The sequence below is a fragment of the Candidatus Williamhamiltonella defendens genome, assembly GCF_900699045.1.
Classification (GTDB): Bacteria; Pseudomonadota; Gammaproteobacteria; order Enterobacterales; family Enterobacteriaceae; genus Hamiltonella; species Hamiltonella defensa_A.
In genome coordinates, this window is the sequence record NZ_CAADHL010000003.1 from 111,059 (window position 1) to 128,702 (window position 17,644).

A 17,644-nucleotide genomic window follows, 5' to 3' on the forward strand; every position below is an offset into this window, starting at 1 on the left:
TCTTCCTTCTTTGGAAACCGAGATTATTAACAACACGGCCCGAGATGATCATGAAAATATCTTAGGCTGGCCGCAAATTTAAAATTCATAATTTTTATTTAAGGATTAAATAAACATATTAATTTCGTCTGAAATTCTCTCCATCACAATCGGTAACGAGTTATGATTATAATGGCAGGATAAATCCTCTCGATGTACCTTTATTAATTAATCTGTTATAGGTTGCCTATCTATTTTACGCTTTAAAGATTTTAGGCGTTTATTCATACTATCAATCTGCATCACTAACGCCGCTGTTTTACGCCAAGCCTTATTAGATTGTAAGGGAATACCTGAAGAATAAATGCCTGGCTCAGTAATAGGCCTCATAACCATTGACATGCCGGTAATCACGACTTTATCTGTAATTTCAATATGACCATTGATGACACTGGCGCCTCCAATTTGGCAAAAACGCCCAATTTTCAGACTCCCTGCCATCACAACACCACCCGCAATGGCAGTGTAATCTCCAATCGTCACGTTATGTGCAATTTGACATTGATTGTCGATGATAACACCATTCCCAATAATAGTATCTCCAAGTGTTCCTCGATCAATACTGGTAGATGCACCAATTTCTACTTCGTGACCGATTTTTATTGAGCCAAGTTGAGCTATTTTTACCCACTTCCCTTTGTTGTTTGCATAACCGAAACCATCCGAACCAATGATCGCCCCTGATTGAACCAAGCATCTTTCTCCAATTTGAACATCATGATAAATAGACACATTTGCCCATAAACGAGTACCTGACCCAATATGAACATTTTTACCAATAAAGCAGCCTGCACCAATCACTACTCCATCTTCTAAAATAACACCTGATTCAATAACAGCATTTGCCCCGATACAGACGTTCTTCCCCAAACAAGCCGTTGGCGAAATCACTGCCTGTGGCTCAATATTTTCTGCTGGTGCAGGGGTAGTATCCATTATCTTAGATAAAAGGGCATAGGCCAAATAAGGATCTTTCACCACTAAAGCGGGCGTATTACAAAACGGTAAATCAGATTCCGTTAGTATAATTGCACCGGCTTGAGAATCAGAAAGGTACTTTTTGTAAGGTTTTCTGGTTAAAAAGGTGATTTGATTTTTTTTGGCAGATTGCAAAGGCGCAATACTGGTAATAATTGTATTACCGTCCCCTTGCAATTTCGCATTTAATTGATTCGCTAAATCAGATAATACAAAATGAGGTCTCATTGATTTTATTTTGTAGCTTTCTTAAGCATTTCTCTTAAAACGTCATTAGTGATGTCGCTTTTGTCATTTTTATTATAAATCACAGTATTAAAGTCAATCACAGTTTCATATCCCTTTTTATAGGCAACTGACTTGACAATACTTTTTATATTACGAAAAATTTTCGCACTTTCTTCTGCTTGAAATTTATAAGTATCATTTTGAAATGCTTTCATATTTTTTATAAAGATGTCACGTTTGTTGTCAATTTCTTTTTGAAATTTTTTACGTTCCATTTGTTTTATTGTGGAAAAATTTTTCTCAAAGTTCTTTATTTTATCTTCTAAATCAACTTTTTCTATTTTCAGCTTTGTTTCGCGTTCTTTAAATTTACTCTCGAAATTTTTATCTGCTTCTTTTTTTTCAGGTGAGTTTTGAACAATGGTTTGTATGTCAATAACAGCAATATTACTTGCTGCTTGAGCAGGCAGTCTAAGAGATAATCCTAAAAAAATACTGAGTATTACTAAAAATTTTTTCATGTTTATTTCCTATATTTTTAAAAAATTTACCAAGTTTTGCCGATATTAAATTGAAACTGTTCTGATTGATCGCCTTCATACTTTTTAAGTGGAGTAGCATAAGAAAATGTTAATGGGCCTAATGGTGATATCCATTGCAAAGCGACGCCGGCTGAAATACGAATTTCAGCCATGTTACTATAATTTGAAACTCCTGCCGATCGTGTTTTTTCTGTATCTTCCCAATTTGTGTCCCATACTGTACCAAAATCAATAAAAACAGAAGTACGAACAGAGTTCGTATATTTTTCACTAATCAAAGGAGTCGGAGTAATTAACTCTAGGCTACCTACGGCGAGTGCGTTTCCTCCAATAGCATCCGTAGAATTTTTTATTCTATTTCCATCATCTATATAATATGCCGCTTTAGGGCCTATATTATTTGATTGAAAACCTCTCAGGCTGCCTACTCCTCCAGCATAAAAATTTTCATAAAAGGGCATTTCTTTATGCCTGAAGCCACCACCGTATCCAATACGACCCGTGAATAGCATGATCCAAGAGCAATTTTCGCTTAATGGATAATACGCAGAAGTGTCAAATATAAGTTTATAAAATTCATTGTTTGAACCTGGGATAGTTACTTTACCAGTGATGGAAGATTTTATTCCAGATGTTGGAAAATATCCACGATCCAGATTATCAAAAATCCAACCTGTATTGAACATATAATCGTGCGTCTTAAAATTAAGACGATCAGGATAGTTTATATTTTTACCTAAAGATTTAAGATAGCGCCACATTGCAAGCTGCGGTGACATATCAGAAAGACTATTATATGCATATCCTAAACCTAGGCTGAATGAATTATATTCATTGATGGGTAAGCTAATATTACCATCGATACCATAGTTTCTGTTTTTATAACTCGAAAGTTGCGCTTTATCTGCCTTAAAATTATTGTAAAAAACTCGCCCGCCTAAGCTCATGCCATCTACAGTAAAATAAGGATCGGTTAAAGAAAATTCAGCATAAGTTTGGTAACTGTTTTTATTTCCGTTAATACTGACCTTATTTCCTGTACCTAACCAATTATCTTGATCAACGCCTGCCTGAAATCCAAGCCCTCCCCCTGTGCCATAGGTAAAACCAAAGTTCATAATACCGGTGTTACGTTCATTAACTTTATAGATGATATCTACTTGGTCATAAGTATTGGGAACACCTTGAGTTTCTACTTCAACAGTTTCAAAATATCCCGACCGATTGAGCCGGTCTTTACCTATTTGCACTTTATCGTTGTTCAACCATGCGCCCTCCATTTGACGTAACTCACGCCGTAAAACAATATCTTTTGTCGCGTTGTTACCTGAAAAAATAACATGATGAACGTAAAACCGCTTTCCACAATCTATCTCAATCTCTAATTCTACTGTTTTATCTTTTTTGTTTAAGTTAGGGTGCATCTGTAAATATGGATAAGCATAGCCATAACTGCTCAACATTTTTTTAATATTATCTGCAATTTGAGTGACTTGGCTGAAGTTATAGAGTTCACCAAGTTTAATTGTGGCTATTTTTTTTGCTTGAGAAATATAATCGGCTATATTTCCATTAACAGTAATATTTTTAAGTTTATACTGGCTCCCTTCAGTAATATTAATTGTTACATAAATACTTTTTTTATTTGGAGTTAAGCTGACTTGAGTGGAATCAATTTTAAAACCTGCATAACCACGATCAAGATAAAAACGCTGCAAAGTTTCAAGATCTCCTACTAATTTTTGTTTTTGGTATTTTAAATCACCCATTAAATTCCACCAAGGTACCTCATCACGTAATTGAAAAAGTGAAAGCAGAGTTTCACTACTGAACGCATGGTTGCCTATAATATTAATTTGCTGTATTTTTGCAGAGACCCCTTCAATCAAAACGAGTTTCAAGTCAACACAATTGCGCGGCAGACGTGTCGCAATCGCTTTCACCGAAGCGCTATATTTACCCATATTGTAATAAAAATTTTCCAATCCTTTTTCAATGTGAGATAAAGTAGAAGCATCTAATGCTTCACCTACTCTAATTCCAGATAAGTTAAGATTTTGTTTAAGCACCTCATCTTGCACTAATTTATTACCTGAGAAGCTAATATTAGCAATGGTAGGGCGTTCTTTGACTTTGATGATCAACTTGCCGCCATCATGAGCAACATCAACCTTCTCAAAATTCTCAGTCGCAAATAGTGAACGAATAATTTCAGCGACATCGGAATCAGCATCATTTATTTCATCACCAATATGAAAAGGAATACTGAGAAGAGCTGCTCCGGGAGACACTCTTTGCAAACCTTCGAAATTAATAGATTCTAACGTAAATTTATCTGAACCATGCACTGTAGCGCTGCTAAGAAGCAGAGATGCTACGAATAATTTTTTCATTACCATCGTCGTTATAAGTTTTCCTAGTCAGCTTCGAGCCGTTAAAAGCGAGAAAAATCATTATAAAGTGCAATAAGTATTAATAACAGCAAAAAAATCAACCCAATCCGATAACTGAAATTCTGTATTTTTTCAGAAATTGGCCTTCCTATATATTTTTCCATCGCTAAAAAAAGAAGATGCCCACCGTCTAAAATGGGTAATGGAAGTAAATTAACTATACCTAAGTTTATACTGATTAATGCTAGAAATATTAAGTAATAAACGAAGCCATTATTAGCTGCAGCCCCCGCACCTATTGCAATAAAAATCGGCCCTCCTAGATGATTGAGTGATATTTCACCCAAAATTAATTTTGTTAACGTAATCATCGTCAAAGAAATTCTTTCCCAAACTTTCTGGAAAGCATGAGAAAGTGCTATATATAGATTATATCGGCAAGTAACTTCGTATCTTTCTATATCTTTGAGAGGAAGTATCTCTACCATAATTCCAGCAAACCCTTCTTGGATCTTATTTTCACTTTGACCAAAATTGACCAATTTTTCACCTAATTTTAATGTTAAAATTACCGGGGCGCCTTGCCTTTCAATTTCTAATATCAAAGACTGATTTGGATTTTTTCGTATCAGCGTCAAAAAAGATAACCCGCTATCTAGGAGATCATGATTCACTTTAACAATCTTATCACCTATACGTAATCCTGCTTTTTCCGCAGGAGAATTCGGCACTATATGAGATAATACAGAGGTAAATTCATAACAACAAGGCATGATACCTAAATTAAATAGTTGATCTTGCGTATTATTCCTTAAATCCCAATCTCTTAGATCCAGTATTTTTTTTTCTAATTGACTAGATTTTGTCATAACTACTTCTACTGCAACCCGCTGATGTCCGGCTTTTTTCAAAAGCTCCAAACGAGCTGAATTCCAACAAGGAGTTTTAACACCATCAACCGATTTTAACTCCATACCTATGCTCATCCCTGATTTTTCAGCAATAGAGTTTGGTATTACGTCAATGATTAAAGAACGTACATCACGTACACCTATCATAAAAGCGCAGACCCAGGCCAGAAAGGCAAAAAGTAAATTAGCCAGTGGACCTGCACTGATAATAGCGGTACGCTGTAGAATAGTTTTATTATTAAAAGCTTGATCCTTTAGCTGCAAAGGAACCGTCTGAATACGTTCATCTAACATTTTAACGTATCCACCCAATGGAATGAGGGCAATGATATATTCAGTACCCTTAGCGTCCTTAGTTGACCATAGCCGTTTTCCAAAACCAATTGAAAAACGTTCTACATAAACCCCATAACGCCGCGCCACCCAAAAATGGCCAAATTCATGCACTGCAACTAAAATAGTCAGTGAAATGATAAATGTGAACATCTTCCAAAGTAGATCGATCATAATTATGATAATTTCTACCTACATACACATGTGGATATTATTCATATTTTCTTTAAATAACTAAAATGTAAATAACATAAAATAAGCAAAAACAGGTACTGCTGCAGTTAAACTATCAATACGATCTAATATTCCACCATGACCTGGAATCAAATAGCCACTATCTTTGATCTTGACTTGACGTTTGAACATACTTTCAGTGAGGTCACCCAAGATCGAAGCAAGTACAGAAATAACTGAGCAAATGAAAAGCTTTTGATGCGTGATCCCTAATGGGAAATAATAAGAAAATAATAAAGATATGAAGGTAGAGACCAACAAGCCGCCTATTAATCCTTCCCAAGTTTTACCTGGTGATATTTTTGGTACTAATTGATGTTTACCAAATATTTTACCAAATATATAAGCTCCAGAATCAGCTCCCCACACCAATAGCATTAGGTAAAAAAGCCAGACAATGCCAATTTTATGATCTTGTGCATAGGCGTATTGACGCAGAGCTAACATCCCACAAAAAAAAGGAATAATTGTTAATATTCCAAAAATGATACGTAAAAAAGAGGAGTGCTGCCAAAAAACCGCGGAATTCGGATAGGTTAATACTAGTATTAACGCAATAATCCACCATCCTAAAGATAACCAAATAAGCAGACTAAAACCAAATGGTAAGAAATGAATAGAGGATTGATCGGTTAAAAAATTTAACATTAGTGATATTAAAAAAATACTAAAAAAAATTATTAAACCAATCCTTTGAGAGAACACAGTCAATCCCGCTAATCTTCCCCATTCCCATGCTGCTAAAAGGCAAATCATCAGGGTTACAATCGCAAAGCATAATGTTGATAATAAACACACTACACTGATAACAATCGGAAGTAAGATTAAAGCGGTAATGAAACGATGCTTTAGCAAAATCTTTCCTTAGGAAATATCAACATCAATAGGTACTGTCATGCCGAAACGACGCTCACGTTTGGCAAACGCATTTAATGCACTTTCAAAAATGAATTCATCAAAATCAGGCCAAAGTACATCAGTAAAATAAAATTCTGTATAAGCGATTTGCCATAATAAAAAATTACTCACACGATATTCCCCGCCCGTTCTGATCATCAAATCTACATCAGGTTGTTCTTTAAGGCTAAGATAGGAATTTATTAATTCTTCGTTAATGTGTGAAGGCTCCAGTTGCCCTATTTTCACAAGTTCTGCTAAAGAGCGAACACTTTGTGTTATGTCCCAACGACCACCATAATTAGCAGCAATGTTAAGTTTTAAACCATTATTCTTTGCTGTGAGCTCTTCGGCGCTACGAATACGGTTTTGTAACCGTGGAGTAAAGCGACTTATATCACCAATAATTTGAAAACAAACATTATTTTTATGCAAATTTTTGACTTCATTTTCCAAAGTTTGCATAAAAAGCCGCATCAAAGCGGTCACTTCTTTTTCTGGGCGATGCCAATTCTCACTGCTAAACGCATAAAGCGTAAGGGAAAATAAACGATGATTAACCGCAAAATTCACCACACTACGTACGGATCTTGCCCCTTCTTTATGGCCAAGAATTCTTAATTTACCTTTTTTTTCAGCCCATCGACCATTTCCATCCATAATAATAGCGACATGGCGAGGCCAATGAGTACGCAAGCTGTCCATCTGTAATTTTTTACATGACATGAAGCGAAGCAGCTTCTACATAAAAACATTTTTCTCTGATATGAGTAATGAATATGTGCTGGTGATGTTGAAAAACATGATTGTGATTTTTTGTATTCATTATCCATTTGTTCCTTAATTTTTAATTTATTAAAATTTTTAAAACTATAACATTTTAATTTTTTAGGAACAAATTAAACGAGTTGCTTAAATCACTGATATATGTAGAGCTCTTAAGGATAAGATAATACTAAACATAATCCATCAGTCATGAAATAGAAAAAGTGACAGAATTAAATCTAAAGCATTTAAATTCTACCCTGATTTTTATAACAAGTTCTTGGCAAACAAGGGCGATAGGGTTATCTAACGCTATGGAGCAGATGATAAGTCACTAGAAGATAACCCGTTTATTATCTAAACGAGAGTACATATCCAAAGAGTTATGTCAGGAGGCAATGCTAGTGTTCATGAAATTAAACGTAAAGAGGGGTGTCTTATTTTTGAGGATACAATTATAGAAAAAGTGGGGAGATATTAGAATGAGATCATGTGCTGTTGGCATTATGACCCCGGTAAAAATCTCTCTGTTAAAGAAGTGAATTTGCTCAATGCGTTGTATCATACTGATTGCGTATCAATATACTTTACATTTAAAGTAGTCAATGACCTGATTTGATTTTATGCTATTGCCACCCAACAGTGAGGGTGGAGAAAATAAAAAAATGCACGTGATAATATAAAACTGCGGGATTAATCAGTTAAAATTCACATCAAGAAAACTTCGAATTTATTGTGCAAAAAAGAGGGATGTTATCTCTTCTCTGAAAAGAACCGTTGGAGGTGTTGTAGTGAAAAAAGATATGAAGCAGTGGCATTTTATCCGTATTAATTAACTGAAATTATCAGAGCAAAAAGAATGAGTGAGGCTGTCATAAAAACTTTAAAAAAGAAGTTCTTCTGATTTCAGGGTATTTACAAAAAAAGACACGGCAGCGTGGGATGGTTTTATCTGGTGGACAATAGAAAGGTTTCATCAATTCTTACAATCAAATACCTCACTCTCGAAATCACCTACCCGCCTGATTCAAACACAGCACACCCGGGTATTCACGTTGATCTACTCTGTATTCAAACGAGAATGTTTGAAAATAAAATACACGCTTAATCACTTTTTACTGCCTACCAAATTGTTCGTTAAACCGATTCGGCAATCTCTGACTAAACTTTAAGATCTTTAGAGCTGCATAATCATCAGATAATCACAATTAACGCTTAATTAAAGAACTCATTTTTATTTTGGAACTTGCTGAGTAACACAGTGAATATTTCCCCCACCTAGCAAGACTTCTCGAGCAGAAATACCTGTGATTTGATAATCAGGAAATATTTTTTTAAATATCTTACCGGCTTCTGTATCATGAGGATCATTAAGTAATGGAAAAACAATTTGATTATTAGTATGTAAAAAATTAATGTAAGATCCAGCTAATCGTTCCCCTGGTTGACGAGAAGAACCATTTGCAAAAATACCGAGATTTTCCTTTTTCTTCCTATAAAGAGGCGATGGCGCTGGAATTTTCCATATTTTTAAGGAGCGACCTCTGGCATCTTTCGCTTGCGATAGCGTTCTATAAGCAGAAAGTGACCGCGAGTATTGTGTATCCTTTACATTGTCTGTCCAATGCAAGGCAACCTCTCCTGGTCTAACAAAACAACATATATTGTCTATATGACCATTTGTTTCATCATTACATAATCCCTCAGGCAACCATATAAAATGAGTAACCCCCAAATATTCAATAAGTACTTTTTCAATATTTGATTGTGTTAAATCTGGATTACGATTCTTGTGAAGTAAGCATTCTGATGTAGTGAGTAACGTACCCTCTCCGTCAGTATGGATAGATCCCCCTTCTAATATAATTGGCGCTTTATAAAGCGAATAATTATGGAACTGGCTGATTTTTTGGGCTACTTCTTCATCCTTTCTCCAGTCATCATACAGCCCTCCAGATGCCCCTCCCCAAGCGTTGAATTTCCAATGAACCGACCGAATTTTTGACCCATTTGTAACCATCGTAGGACCCGTATCGCGCACCCAGGCATCGTCGCTGTTCATTTCTACCAAATTAATCTGAGATGACATGATTTTTTTTGCCTGTGACATAAAAGTAGCCGGCACTCCCATATAAACAGGAGTGGTTTGTGATATTGCTTCCGCAATCTGAGCAAATGTTTTTTGTACTGGAAGAGCATGATCACGCCAGTTATCGTGTCGATAGGGCCACAGCATCCATATAGCTTGATTAACTGCCCACTCCGCAGGCATATAAAATCCGTCTTTTTGAGGTGTGTTAGGTAGATAACATAAAGGAAAAGACATTATCGCCTCCTTGTCCTTGTTTTGGCATCACTGGTATTAAGAGTTGTGTACATTTCGGGTCTGCGGTCGCGAAATAGACCCCATGATGACCGTTGAACAGCAATGTTTTTCAAATCAAATTCATACACTAAAACTGCTTCTTCTGCTTGAGTGGCCTCGGCAACTATCTCTCCGAGATGGTTTGTAATAAAAGAAGATCCATAAAAAGTGATTTCTAATCCCTCAACGTATCGACTGAGTTCTTTTCCAATTCGATTGGAAACAACAATAGGTACCATATTTGCTGCAGCATGACCTTGTTGCACCAAGGTCCAATGGGGCTGACTATTGATTGCAGGAAAATTGGGCTCAGAGCCAATAGCAGTAGGATAAAAAATAATCTCCGCACCTTTTAACACAAGGCAACGTGCCGTTTCTGGAAACCATTGATCCCAACAGATTCCCACACCTATTTTGGCATACGAGGTGTCCCATACTTGAAACCCGGTATCTCCGGGTGTAAAAAAATGCTTTTCCTGATACCCTGGGCCATTAGGAATATGTGTCTTTCGGTAGAGATTTAATACAGTGCCATCTGCATTAATGACCACTAGAGAGTTATAATAGACATTGTGAGCAGATTCAAAAAAACTTAGCGGCAATACAACAGCTAATTCGGCAGCCAGAGTAGAAAAATACTTAATCAAAACACTGCTCTCGACGTTTTCAGCCAAACTATAATGTGCAGGGTTTTGATCAATACAAAAATACGGAGTGGCAAAGAGCTCCTGAATTAAGATAATCTGAGCACCTTGAGCATGTGCTTTTCGTATTAATTTTTCTGCTTTCTCAATATTTGTAGGCAAATTCCAAGAGCAAGACATTTGAGTTGCTGCTACTTTGACATGTGTCATAAAAAACTATCAATGTAAAAAATAGTTAGATTTCTTTTTTGTTTCACAAGAGACGATCTTGTGCTTTCTTTGAAGAAAACCAGCTTTCCAATATGATGAAGGCAGAAGTGGCATCTACACTACTTTTGTTAAGTGCGTGATATCCCCCTTTATCAAACAGGTAAGCACGAGCTTCTACTGTACTGAGTCTTTCATCGTGAAAGACGACGTTGATACCAAACCGTCGATATAAAGCATGACCAAATTGACGGGCACTTTCAGTGATCGGTTGTTGTGTACCATCCATATTTAAGGGAAATCCTACCACCACTAAATCAGGATACCATTCTAATAATAATCTTTCTATTTTGATCCAATCCGGAGTGCCATTTTTTGATTTACAGGCTGTTAATGGTCTAGCGGTTTCTGTGATATTTTGACCGATAGCAACACCAATACTTTTTGTACCAAAATCAAAAGCAATAATATTGGCCCATCTCATTAAGCATGCCCTGCTTGTTGCGCAATATGAAAAATATTAATTCCTAGTTTACTGGCAGCTTCATACCAGCGATTAGGTATTAGTGTATTAAATAAAATTTCTGTATCTGCTTTTGTGGTTAGCCAGACATTGTCTATTAATTCCTGCTCTAACTGACCTTTTTGCCAACCGGTATATCCTACAGCGACCATAATATTTTTAGGTTGTTTTTTTGTACCGAGGGTTTTCAAAATATCTTTTGATGTAGTAATCATAGTGTCATCTGAAACATGAATACTAGAATTAAATCCTAATTGTGGAGAATGTAAAATAAAACCTCGATCATCTGACAGGGGGCCTCCGCTCATCACAGGCTTATTTAAATGTCCTGCATCATGCACCGACGAGATATTTAACTTTTTTAATAACCGTTCTAAGGTAAAACGAGCAACCGGTTGATTAATCATCAAACCCATCGCTCCATTTTCATTATGTTCACAGACATAAATCACACTGCGTTCAAAATAAGTATTTTGGAGTAGAGGCATTGCAATAAGAAAATGATGCTGTAAATTCATTGTATTTTTCAAAATTAATATATAAAGATAAAAATTATTAGGTGAGTTGTAGATTAACCATTTTAAATTATTATGAGCGCTAACTATCGAAATAAAAATCACTCTTATTTATAATGATCTTGATTTTAAAATATTTTTTTTTCAATGGCATTCATCAGCATAGCCGTAATAGAAATATGGCACTCGGTTTCAATTTCACGAGCACAAGTAGGGCTTGTGACATTAATTTCAATTAAATGGTGGCCAATAATATCCAGGCCAACCAATAATAATCCTCTTTTTTTTAAAATTGGCCCAATACTATTGGCAATCTTCCAATCACTGTTAGTCAATGGGCGCACTTCACCTTTACCCCCAGCAGCTAAATTACCCCTAGTTTCCCCTTGGGCGGGAATGCGTGCCAAGCAATAAGGAACTGGATCACCATCTATGACTAAAACGCGCTTATCACCTTCTGTAATCTCCGGTAAAAATTTTTGCGCCATACACAATTGATGCCCATTTTTTGTGAGCGTTTCTAGAATAACAGAAAGATTAGTATCCTCTTTTGTGATCCGGAAAATGGATTCACCACCCATACCATCAAGAGGTTTTAGAATAATATCTTTTTGTTCTTTATGAAATTTACGAAGCTTTTCCATGTTACTGCTGACCAAGGTGGTTGGTGTGAATGCAGAAAACCAAGAAGTAAATAATTTTTCATTACAATCTCGTAAACTTTGTGGTTTGTTAACGACCAGTGTACCTTTGGCTTCTGCTCGTTCTAAAATATAGGTTCCATAAATAAACGCCATGTCAAATGGCGGATCTTTACGCATCAAAATCACATCAAGTTGCTCTAATGGTAAATTTGCGTTTTCCCCGTGTTGTGTAAAATAATACCAATTTTTTTCATCATGATTCACACTCAGCAAACGGGTTCTCGCCATAGCATCTCCATCTCGTAAAGCAAGATCACCCATTTCCATATAATGTAATTCCCATCCCCTATTTTGCGCTTCTAACAAAATAGCAAAACTGGTATCTTTTGTAATGTTAATGGAAGATATTGGATCCATCACAATACCCATTTTTTTTATCATTTTTTGGTCATCCCCGTTAGCCTAAATCACCAAAACGAACTTGTAGCGCTGTTATTGCAGTCAAAGCGGTAGTTTCCGTACGTAAGACCCGCGGACCTAATGAAATGGGTAAAAACTCATAATCTGCAGCCATGGCAATCTCGTCATTGGAGAGCCCTCCTTCCGGACCAATCAAAATTCGGACACGGCTGACAGGAGGAATTAAAGTGTTAATGCGGTTATTTGCTCTCGGAACAAAATTTAACTTTAAGCTATCATCTTGGTGTGCACACCAGTTATGAAGTGGAAGCGCATTATATATTTTTGGAATTTTATTCCGCCCACATTGTTCACACGCTGAAACCACGATTTTTTTCCATTGCTGAATTTTTTTTTGGAAACGCTCTTTATCTATTTTGACACCACAGCGTTCCGAAAACAACGGAGTGACCGAATGAACACCTAATTCCACCGATTTTTGAAGTGTATATTCCATTTTTTTAGAACGACAAAGCACTTGGCCTAAATGTAAATACAACGGAGATTCATTATTTTGTAATATGGTTTCTTTCAGCCGAACATACGCTTTTTTTTTATCTATACGAATAATATTCGCCTGAATAATATCATTACTATCATGAAACAAATACAAGCTCTGCCCTAGCTTCATACGTAAAACCTTTATGACATGATGAGCGGCTTCCTCGCTCAGTTCAATTTGTGTGTGAGAAAAGAAAGGATATGGGTGATAAATACGAGGAATGCGCATGTAGTTTTCAATCATTTGAAAAAATGGGGTGAATACCAAGAACGCTGGCTTCTGGTCTATTTCCTATCAGCAGATCGTGAGTAGCGCCATCGTAATAAATTTTACCCTCTACAATTAATAATGTACGTTTAGCAATACGGGCAGCATCTGCTAAATTATGCGACACCATTAATAAAGTAATCTGGTGCTCTGTACAAATTTCATCTAGTAATTGCAATATTTCATGGCGTAGTGCCGGATCTAATGAAGAAAAAGGCTCATCTAATAACAAAATAGGTTGACTTCGTAAAAAACAACGAGCTAACGCCGCTCGTTGACGTTGCCCCCCAGAAAGCTGCCCTGGAAGACGCTGTAAATAATTTTCTATTCCCATTTTTTTAGCAATTTCTAACCGAGATATTTTTTGACTTGATGTTAATTTTAAACTCGGATTCAATCCTAATCCGATATTTTGCTCAATGGTCAGATGAGAAAATAAATTATTTTCCTGAAATAATATGGATATTGGTCTTTTATCTATGGTGGTGGATGTATGGTTTTGATTATTTAAAAAAATGAGCCCTTTATCTGCTGTTAAAAATCCAGAAATAAGGTTTAATAAAGTGCTTTTACCTGCACCACTTGGACCAAGAATAGCGACTCTTTCGCTCTGCTTTATTTGAAAGTTAAAATGCATATGCAACCCGTCATATAAATAGATCACATCTTCAAGAATTAACATGGCACCCTGGTAATTTTTCAATAAAAATAAAGATGACAAAACACAATAATAAGAGAAGTAAAGCTGTCACTGCTGCATCATTAGTACGATAGGCTCCTATTTGCTGATATAAATAAAAAGGAAGAGTCCGAAAAGGCTCATCATTGTTTGGTGAATTTCCCCCGCCAAATACAGCGACGATGCCAAAATCTCCCATGGATAAGACGCAGGAAAAAGCTAACGATTGTGCTAACGGGTGTTTTAAGGCGAGTAATTCTATCCAGCGTAATCGTTTCATACCTATTACATTCAAAGATAAACATAATTGATGATAACGCTCAGCTAAATCTTGCATTGGATTTTCCAACACCTTTAATGTATATGGCATTGCCATCAAGGCATTGGTTAAAATAATTAATCCATAAGGAGATTCAGGTAACCCTGTACTATCTTTTAACAATAAAAAAATTCCAGTCGCCAGAACAATACTAGGAATAACCAGTATCAGCATTCCGCTCATTGTAAGTATATTGGCATAACCGGTAAAACCGTGGGTTTTCAGTTCACGATGACTCCATAAAAGCATCATGGTAAGTATAAGACAAAGTATTCCTGAACTGATTGACACTTTTAATGACGTGAAAGCCGCCTTCCAAAGTGCGTATTGCTTTAGTGATTGCAATAAACCGTGATGGCAGCCATTGATAATAACAGACAGTAAGGGTGGTAACAACAAGAGCAATACTCCACCTATGATTAATATATCAACTATTAATTCCCATAGATTATTTTTTGATTGAATCCATAAATATTCATAATGATTATTCACCGCTAACACACCGTTTAGTTTTTCACTTAAAAAAAACAGTCCAAGACAAAACACCATTTGTATCAATGATAATAGAGCCGCTCGGTTTAAATTATAGTCATATTGTAATGCCTGATAGATAGCCAATTCTATCGTTGTTGCTTTTGGTCCACCACCAAGAGAAAGAACGATCGCAAAACTAGCGAAGCAAAGCATGAAGATTAATGCTCCTGTAGGCAAAATTTGACGCCTTAAATAAGGCCACTCAACCCATCGAAAATGCTGAAAACCGTTCATGCCAAGTTGAGCCGACAGCTTTTTTTGTTCAATCGGAATATTCTTTAGTGCCTGTAACAATAACAGCGTAGCTAAAGGCAAATTAAAAAAAGTATGTCCTAAGAGGATGCCTGTTAAACCATAAGGCGAAAAAGTGTATTGCATACCTATAATAGAAAATAGCTGTGATATCCAACCTTCTCGCCCATAAACACTTAGTATTCCAAACACGGCGACTAAAACAGGTAAGACTAATGTCATCGCACAGAGCCTTAAAAAAAGTTGTTTTCCCAAAAATTGCCGGCGATACAGCGCTCTTGCAACAAAAATAGCGGGTAATATAGATAATAGTGTTGATAATAGCGCTTGCCAGAAGGTGAACCAAATCACATGCCATAAATAATGATCATGCCTCAGAGTTTTGATTTCAGTTAAACTGCCATAACTTAAAATACTAAGGACAACCGATAAACTCAAAAGAATCAATAGAGCTGCTATTACAACACCTGCAGTTAATGAATTAAGATTCAGAGGCTGACGGCGGTTTGCCATAAATTTATCCATTTATTGCGATTTTCTGCAGTCTCTTTAGAGGAATAAAGCAGTACTTTTTGAGGCTGGATTAATTCATCAAACCCTTTTGGTAGGGTAATTTTTATCACCGGATACATCCAATTCCCAGTCGCTATATGTTTTTGAAACTCAGGGGTTAAAACAAATTCCATAAAACGCTGCGCCAATTTGGGGTGTTTACTTGTAGCCAATTGAGCAACAGTTTCTATTTGTAGATAATGACCTTCTCTAAAGTTTATGGACGCGTATTGATGATTTTTTTCTTCTATTATGTGATAAGCGGGCGATGTGGTGTAGCTCCAGACAAAATCAGATTCCCCTTTCAAAAATAATCCGTAGGCTTCACTCCAGTTTTTGGTGACGGTTACTGTTTTTGCAGCTAATTTTGTCCACATTTTCGGGGCCTCAGCACCATATACTTTTTGTATAAAAAATAATAAACCTAAGCCAGGAGTACTGGCGCGTGGATCCTGATAAATCAATCTCCAAGAATTATTGCTATTGAGTAATTCATATAAACTTTTCGGGGGATCTTTTAATTTATTTTTGTTGTATACAAAAGAAAAATAACCAAAATCATAAGGAATAAAAATTTTACTCTCCCAATTTTTTGGTAAATTCATGCGACTAGTATCTAGTTTACTTTCCAAAAATAAACCTGTTTTTTCGGCGGCGACGAGTAGATGATTATCCAACCCTAATACTATATCTGCGGAATTATTTGTGTTTACCATCTTTAAACGATTTAACAAAGAAACGCCATCTTTGAAAGAGACCCATTTCAATTGACAGTCGCAATTTTTTTCAAAAGATTTTTTAATGCCCGGACCAGCTCCCCAATCGGCTATGAAAGAATCATAAGTATAAATAACTAAAACCGGTTTTTTTGGTTGAGCTTCAATTATGATTGGAATACATAAAAATAGAAGTAGAAATTTTTGAGGTCTGCTAAAAATAAATTTTAAAAAAGGAGAAAAGAAAAAAAATAAAATATTAAAAAACATAAACAGCTCCAAAAATAATCATTTAATAACATACCTTAATTGAAAAACAGGCACATAAATTACGATAATGAGAATACTCACAATAATACCCGCTATCAACATTAAAATAGGCTCAATCATTTGTGTGACATGTGCTGCTAATTCTTATGTTGGTTTTTGATACAAAGTTTCTAGTTTTTCCAAAAAATATCCAATGATCCAGATTTTTCTCCTACTCGAATAAACTGTTGACATAAAACAGGGAATAATTGATAGGAAAATCATTCCTTTTGTTACGATAAGGCATCATAAAAAGTCTCAGCTCAGCCATCACTTCTTGTCTGAAGTTTTGTAAAATGCAGCGCCAGATAGAAATATTCATATCTTTAGTCAAAACCTGAAAACTGTTCATTAAAGATAAGCCTACTTGTAAAAGTAGTGGCTAACTGACACGGAAATTTAATTAAATATTCTTTTTGCCAATAAATTTAAGTCATGCTTTTATAAAATTTGATACTTATGGACTGTAGTCCACTTTAAATGATATTTTTGTAACCGGGATGAGTTTGTATCCCTAAAGACATACCTTCTTCTAATGAACCATTTTTATGAATTGCTTTCTGTTTATATAATCGATGATCTTTCATGAAATTATTCCATTTTAATTTATACAACCAAAACACAATAAATCTTATCAACGATAGATATACCTTGTGCGACTAGTGATAAAGCTGCTTTTAATAATGTAATATTCTCTTTTTTTGAGGATTTGCTCTAATTTTAATGTGTCAGTGTCAGCATTATCAATAGCCTATTTTATTTCAGTGTTCATTACCAGCATTTTATAAATGCCAATACAACTATAATAGCTATCACAACATTGTTCACGTCCTTCGG

Annotated in this window: 15 protein-coding genes; all 15 read right to left on the reverse strand. The window is 35.7% G+C overall.

Features of this window, described 5'->3' with window-relative positions:
• Positions 1-207: 207 nt before the first annotated feature.
• Positions 208-1,245 carry a UDP-3-O-(3-hydroxymyristoyl)glucosamine N-acyltransferase gene (gene lpxD, locus CICURV3402_RS04940; RefSeq protein ID WP_158380091.1) on the reverse strand — a complete coding sequence of 346 codons (1,038 nt, stop codon included), beginning with the start codon at positions 1,243-1,245 and terminating at the stop codon, positions 208-210.
• 5 nt (positions 1,246-1,250) lie between these two features.
• Positions 1,251-1,766, reverse strand: coding sequence for an OmpH/Skp family outer membrane protein (locus CICURV3402_RS04945; RefSeq protein ID WP_158380092.1), 516 nt, complete (start codon positions 1,764-1,766; stop codon positions 1,251-1,253).
• A 26-nt stretch (positions 1,767-1,792) separates the two neighbouring features.
• On the reverse strand, positions 1,793-4,186 hold the full coding sequence (gene bamA, locus CICURV3402_RS04950; RefSeq protein ID WP_158380093.1) for an outer membrane protein assembly factor BamA: 2,394 nt from the start codon (positions 4,184-4,186) through the stop codon (positions 1,793-1,795).
• 35 nt (positions 4,187-4,221) lie between these two features.
• The gene (gene rseP, locus CICURV3402_RS04955) at positions 4,222-5,598 is read right to left on the reverse strand and encodes a sigma E protease regulator RseP (protein WP_158380094.1); all 1,377 of its coding nucleotides are present in this window, start codon (positions 5,596-5,598) and stop codon (positions 4,222-4,224) included.
• A 60-nt stretch (positions 5,599-5,658) separates the two neighbouring features.
• Positions 5,659-6,513: a phosphatidate cytidylyltransferase gene (gene cdsA / locus CICURV3402_RS04960; protein WP_158380095.1), complete on the reverse strand. Its 855-nt coding sequence runs from the start codon at positions 6,511-6,513 to the stop codon at positions 5,659-5,661.
• Positions 6,514-6,522: 9 nt separating this feature from the next.
• Positions 6,523-7,281: a polyprenyl diphosphate synthase gene (gene uppS / locus CICURV3402_RS04965; RefSeq protein ID WP_158380096.1), complete on the reverse strand. Its 759-nt coding sequence runs from the start codon at positions 7,279-7,281 to the stop codon at positions 6,523-6,525.
• A gap of 1,273 nt (positions 7,282-8,554) precedes the next feature.
• The gene (gene aguA / locus CICURV3402_RS04970) at positions 8,555-9,646 is read right to left on the reverse strand and encodes an agmatine deiminase (RefSeq protein ID WP_158380097.1); all 1,092 of its coding nucleotides are present in this window, start codon (positions 9,644-9,646) and stop codon (positions 8,555-8,557) included.
• Positions 9,646-10,539 (reverse strand): N-carbamoylputrescine amidase, encoded by an 894-nt coding sequence (aguB, locus tag CICURV3402_RS04975; protein WP_158380098.1) that lies wholly within the window; start codon positions 10,537-10,539, stop codon positions 9,646-9,648. Before aguB ends, aguA begins: the two co-directional genes overlap by 1 nt.
• 43 nt (positions 10,540-10,582) lie before the next feature.
• Positions 10,583-11,020, reverse strand: a complete 438-nt coding sequence (ruvX, locus tag CICURV3402_RS04980; protein WP_158380099.1) for a Holliday junction resolvase RuvX — start codon at positions 11,018-11,020, stop codon at positions 10,583-10,585.
• Positions 11,020-11,577 carry a YqgE/AlgH family protein gene (locus tag CICURV3402_RS04985; RefSeq protein ID WP_158380100.1) on the reverse strand — a complete coding sequence of 186 codons (558 nt, stop codon included), beginning with the start codon at positions 11,575-11,577 and terminating at the stop codon, positions 11,020-11,022. Before CICURV3402_RS04985 ends, ruvX begins: the two co-directional genes overlap by 1 nt.
• Before the next feature lie 125 nt (positions 11,578-11,702).
• Complete coding sequence (gene gshB / locus CICURV3402_RS04990; RefSeq protein ID WP_187306963.1) at positions 11,703-12,656, reverse strand: glutathione synthase; 954 nt, start codon at positions 12,654-12,656, stop codon at positions 11,703-11,705.
• Positions 12,657-12,675: 19 nt separating this feature from the next.
• Complete coding sequence (rsmE, locus tag CICURV3402_RS04995) at positions 12,676-13,407, reverse strand: 16S rRNA (uracil(1498)-N(3))-methyltransferase (protein ID WP_158380124.1); 732 nt, start codon at positions 13,405-13,407, stop codon at positions 12,676-12,678.
• A gap of 7 nt (positions 13,408-13,414) precedes the next feature.
• Entirely contained in the window at positions 13,415-14,128 is a 714-nt protein-coding gene (thiQ, locus tag CICURV3402_RS05000; protein WP_158380102.1) for a thiamine ABC transporter ATP-binding protein ThiQ, read from the reverse strand.
• Positions 14,115-15,743 carry a thiamine/thiamine pyrophosphate ABC transporter permease ThiP gene (gene thiP, locus CICURV3402_RS05005; RefSeq protein ID WP_158380103.1) on the reverse strand — a complete coding sequence of 543 codons (1,629 nt, stop codon included), beginning with the start codon at positions 15,741-15,743 and terminating at the stop codon, positions 14,115-14,117. The genes thiQ and thiP overlap by 14 nt, the downstream gene beginning before the upstream one ends.
• Entirely contained in the window at positions 15,719-16,768 is a 1,050-nt protein-coding gene (thiB, locus tag CICURV3402_RS05010) for a thiamine ABC transporter substrate binding subunit (RefSeq protein WP_158380104.1), read from the reverse strand. Before thiB ends, thiP begins: the two co-directional genes overlap by 25 nt.
• Positions 16,769-17,644 lie beyond the last annotated feature (876 nt).

Coding starts and splice junctions, on each gene's coding strand:
- lpxD (WP_158380091.1), bottom strand. CDS start 1,245: ATGAGACCTCATTTTGTATTATCTGATTTAGCGAATCAATTAAATGCG.
- CICURV3402_RS04945 (WP_158380092.1), bottom strand. CDS start 1,766: ATGAAAAAATTTTTAGTAATACTCAGTATTTTTTTAGGATTATCTCTT.
- bamA (WP_158380093.1), bottom strand. CDS start 4,186: ATGGTAATGAAAAAATTATTCGTAGCATCTCTGCTTCTTAGCAGCGCT.
- rseP (WP_158380094.1), bottom strand. CDS start 5,598: ATGATCGATCTACTTTGGAAGATGTTCACATTTATCATTTCACTGACT.
- uppS (WP_158380096.1), bottom strand. CDS start 7,281: ATGTCATGTAAAAAATTACAGATGGACAGCTTGCGTACTCATTGGCCT.
- aguA (WP_158380097.1), bottom strand. CDS start 9,646: ATGTCTTTTCCTTTATGTTATCTACCTAACACACCTCAAAAAGACGGA.
- aguB (WP_158380098.1), bottom strand. CDS start 10,539: ATGACACATGTCAAAGTAGCAGCAACTCAAATGTCTTGCTCTTGGAAT.
- ruvX (WP_158380099.1), bottom strand. CDS start 11,020: ATGAGATGGGCCAATATTATTGCTTTTGATTTTGGTACAAAAAGTATT.
- CICURV3402_RS04985 (WP_158380100.1), bottom strand. CDS start 11,577: ATGAATTTACAGCATCATTTTCTTATTGCAATGCCTCTACTCCAAAAT.
- rsmE (WP_158380124.1), bottom strand. CDS start 13,407: ATGCGCATTCCTCGTATTTATCACCCATATCCTTTCTTTTCTCACACA.
- thiQ (WP_158380102.1), bottom strand. CDS start 14,128: ATGTTAATTCTTGAAGATGTGATCTATTTATATGACGGGTTGCATATG.
- thiP (WP_158380103.1), bottom strand. CDS start 15,743: ATGGCAAACCGCCGTCAGCCTCTGAATCTTAATTCATTAACTGCAGGT.
- thiB (WP_158380104.1), bottom strand. CDS start 16,768: ATGTTTTTTAATATTTTATTTTTTTTCTTTTCTCCTTTTTTAAAATTT.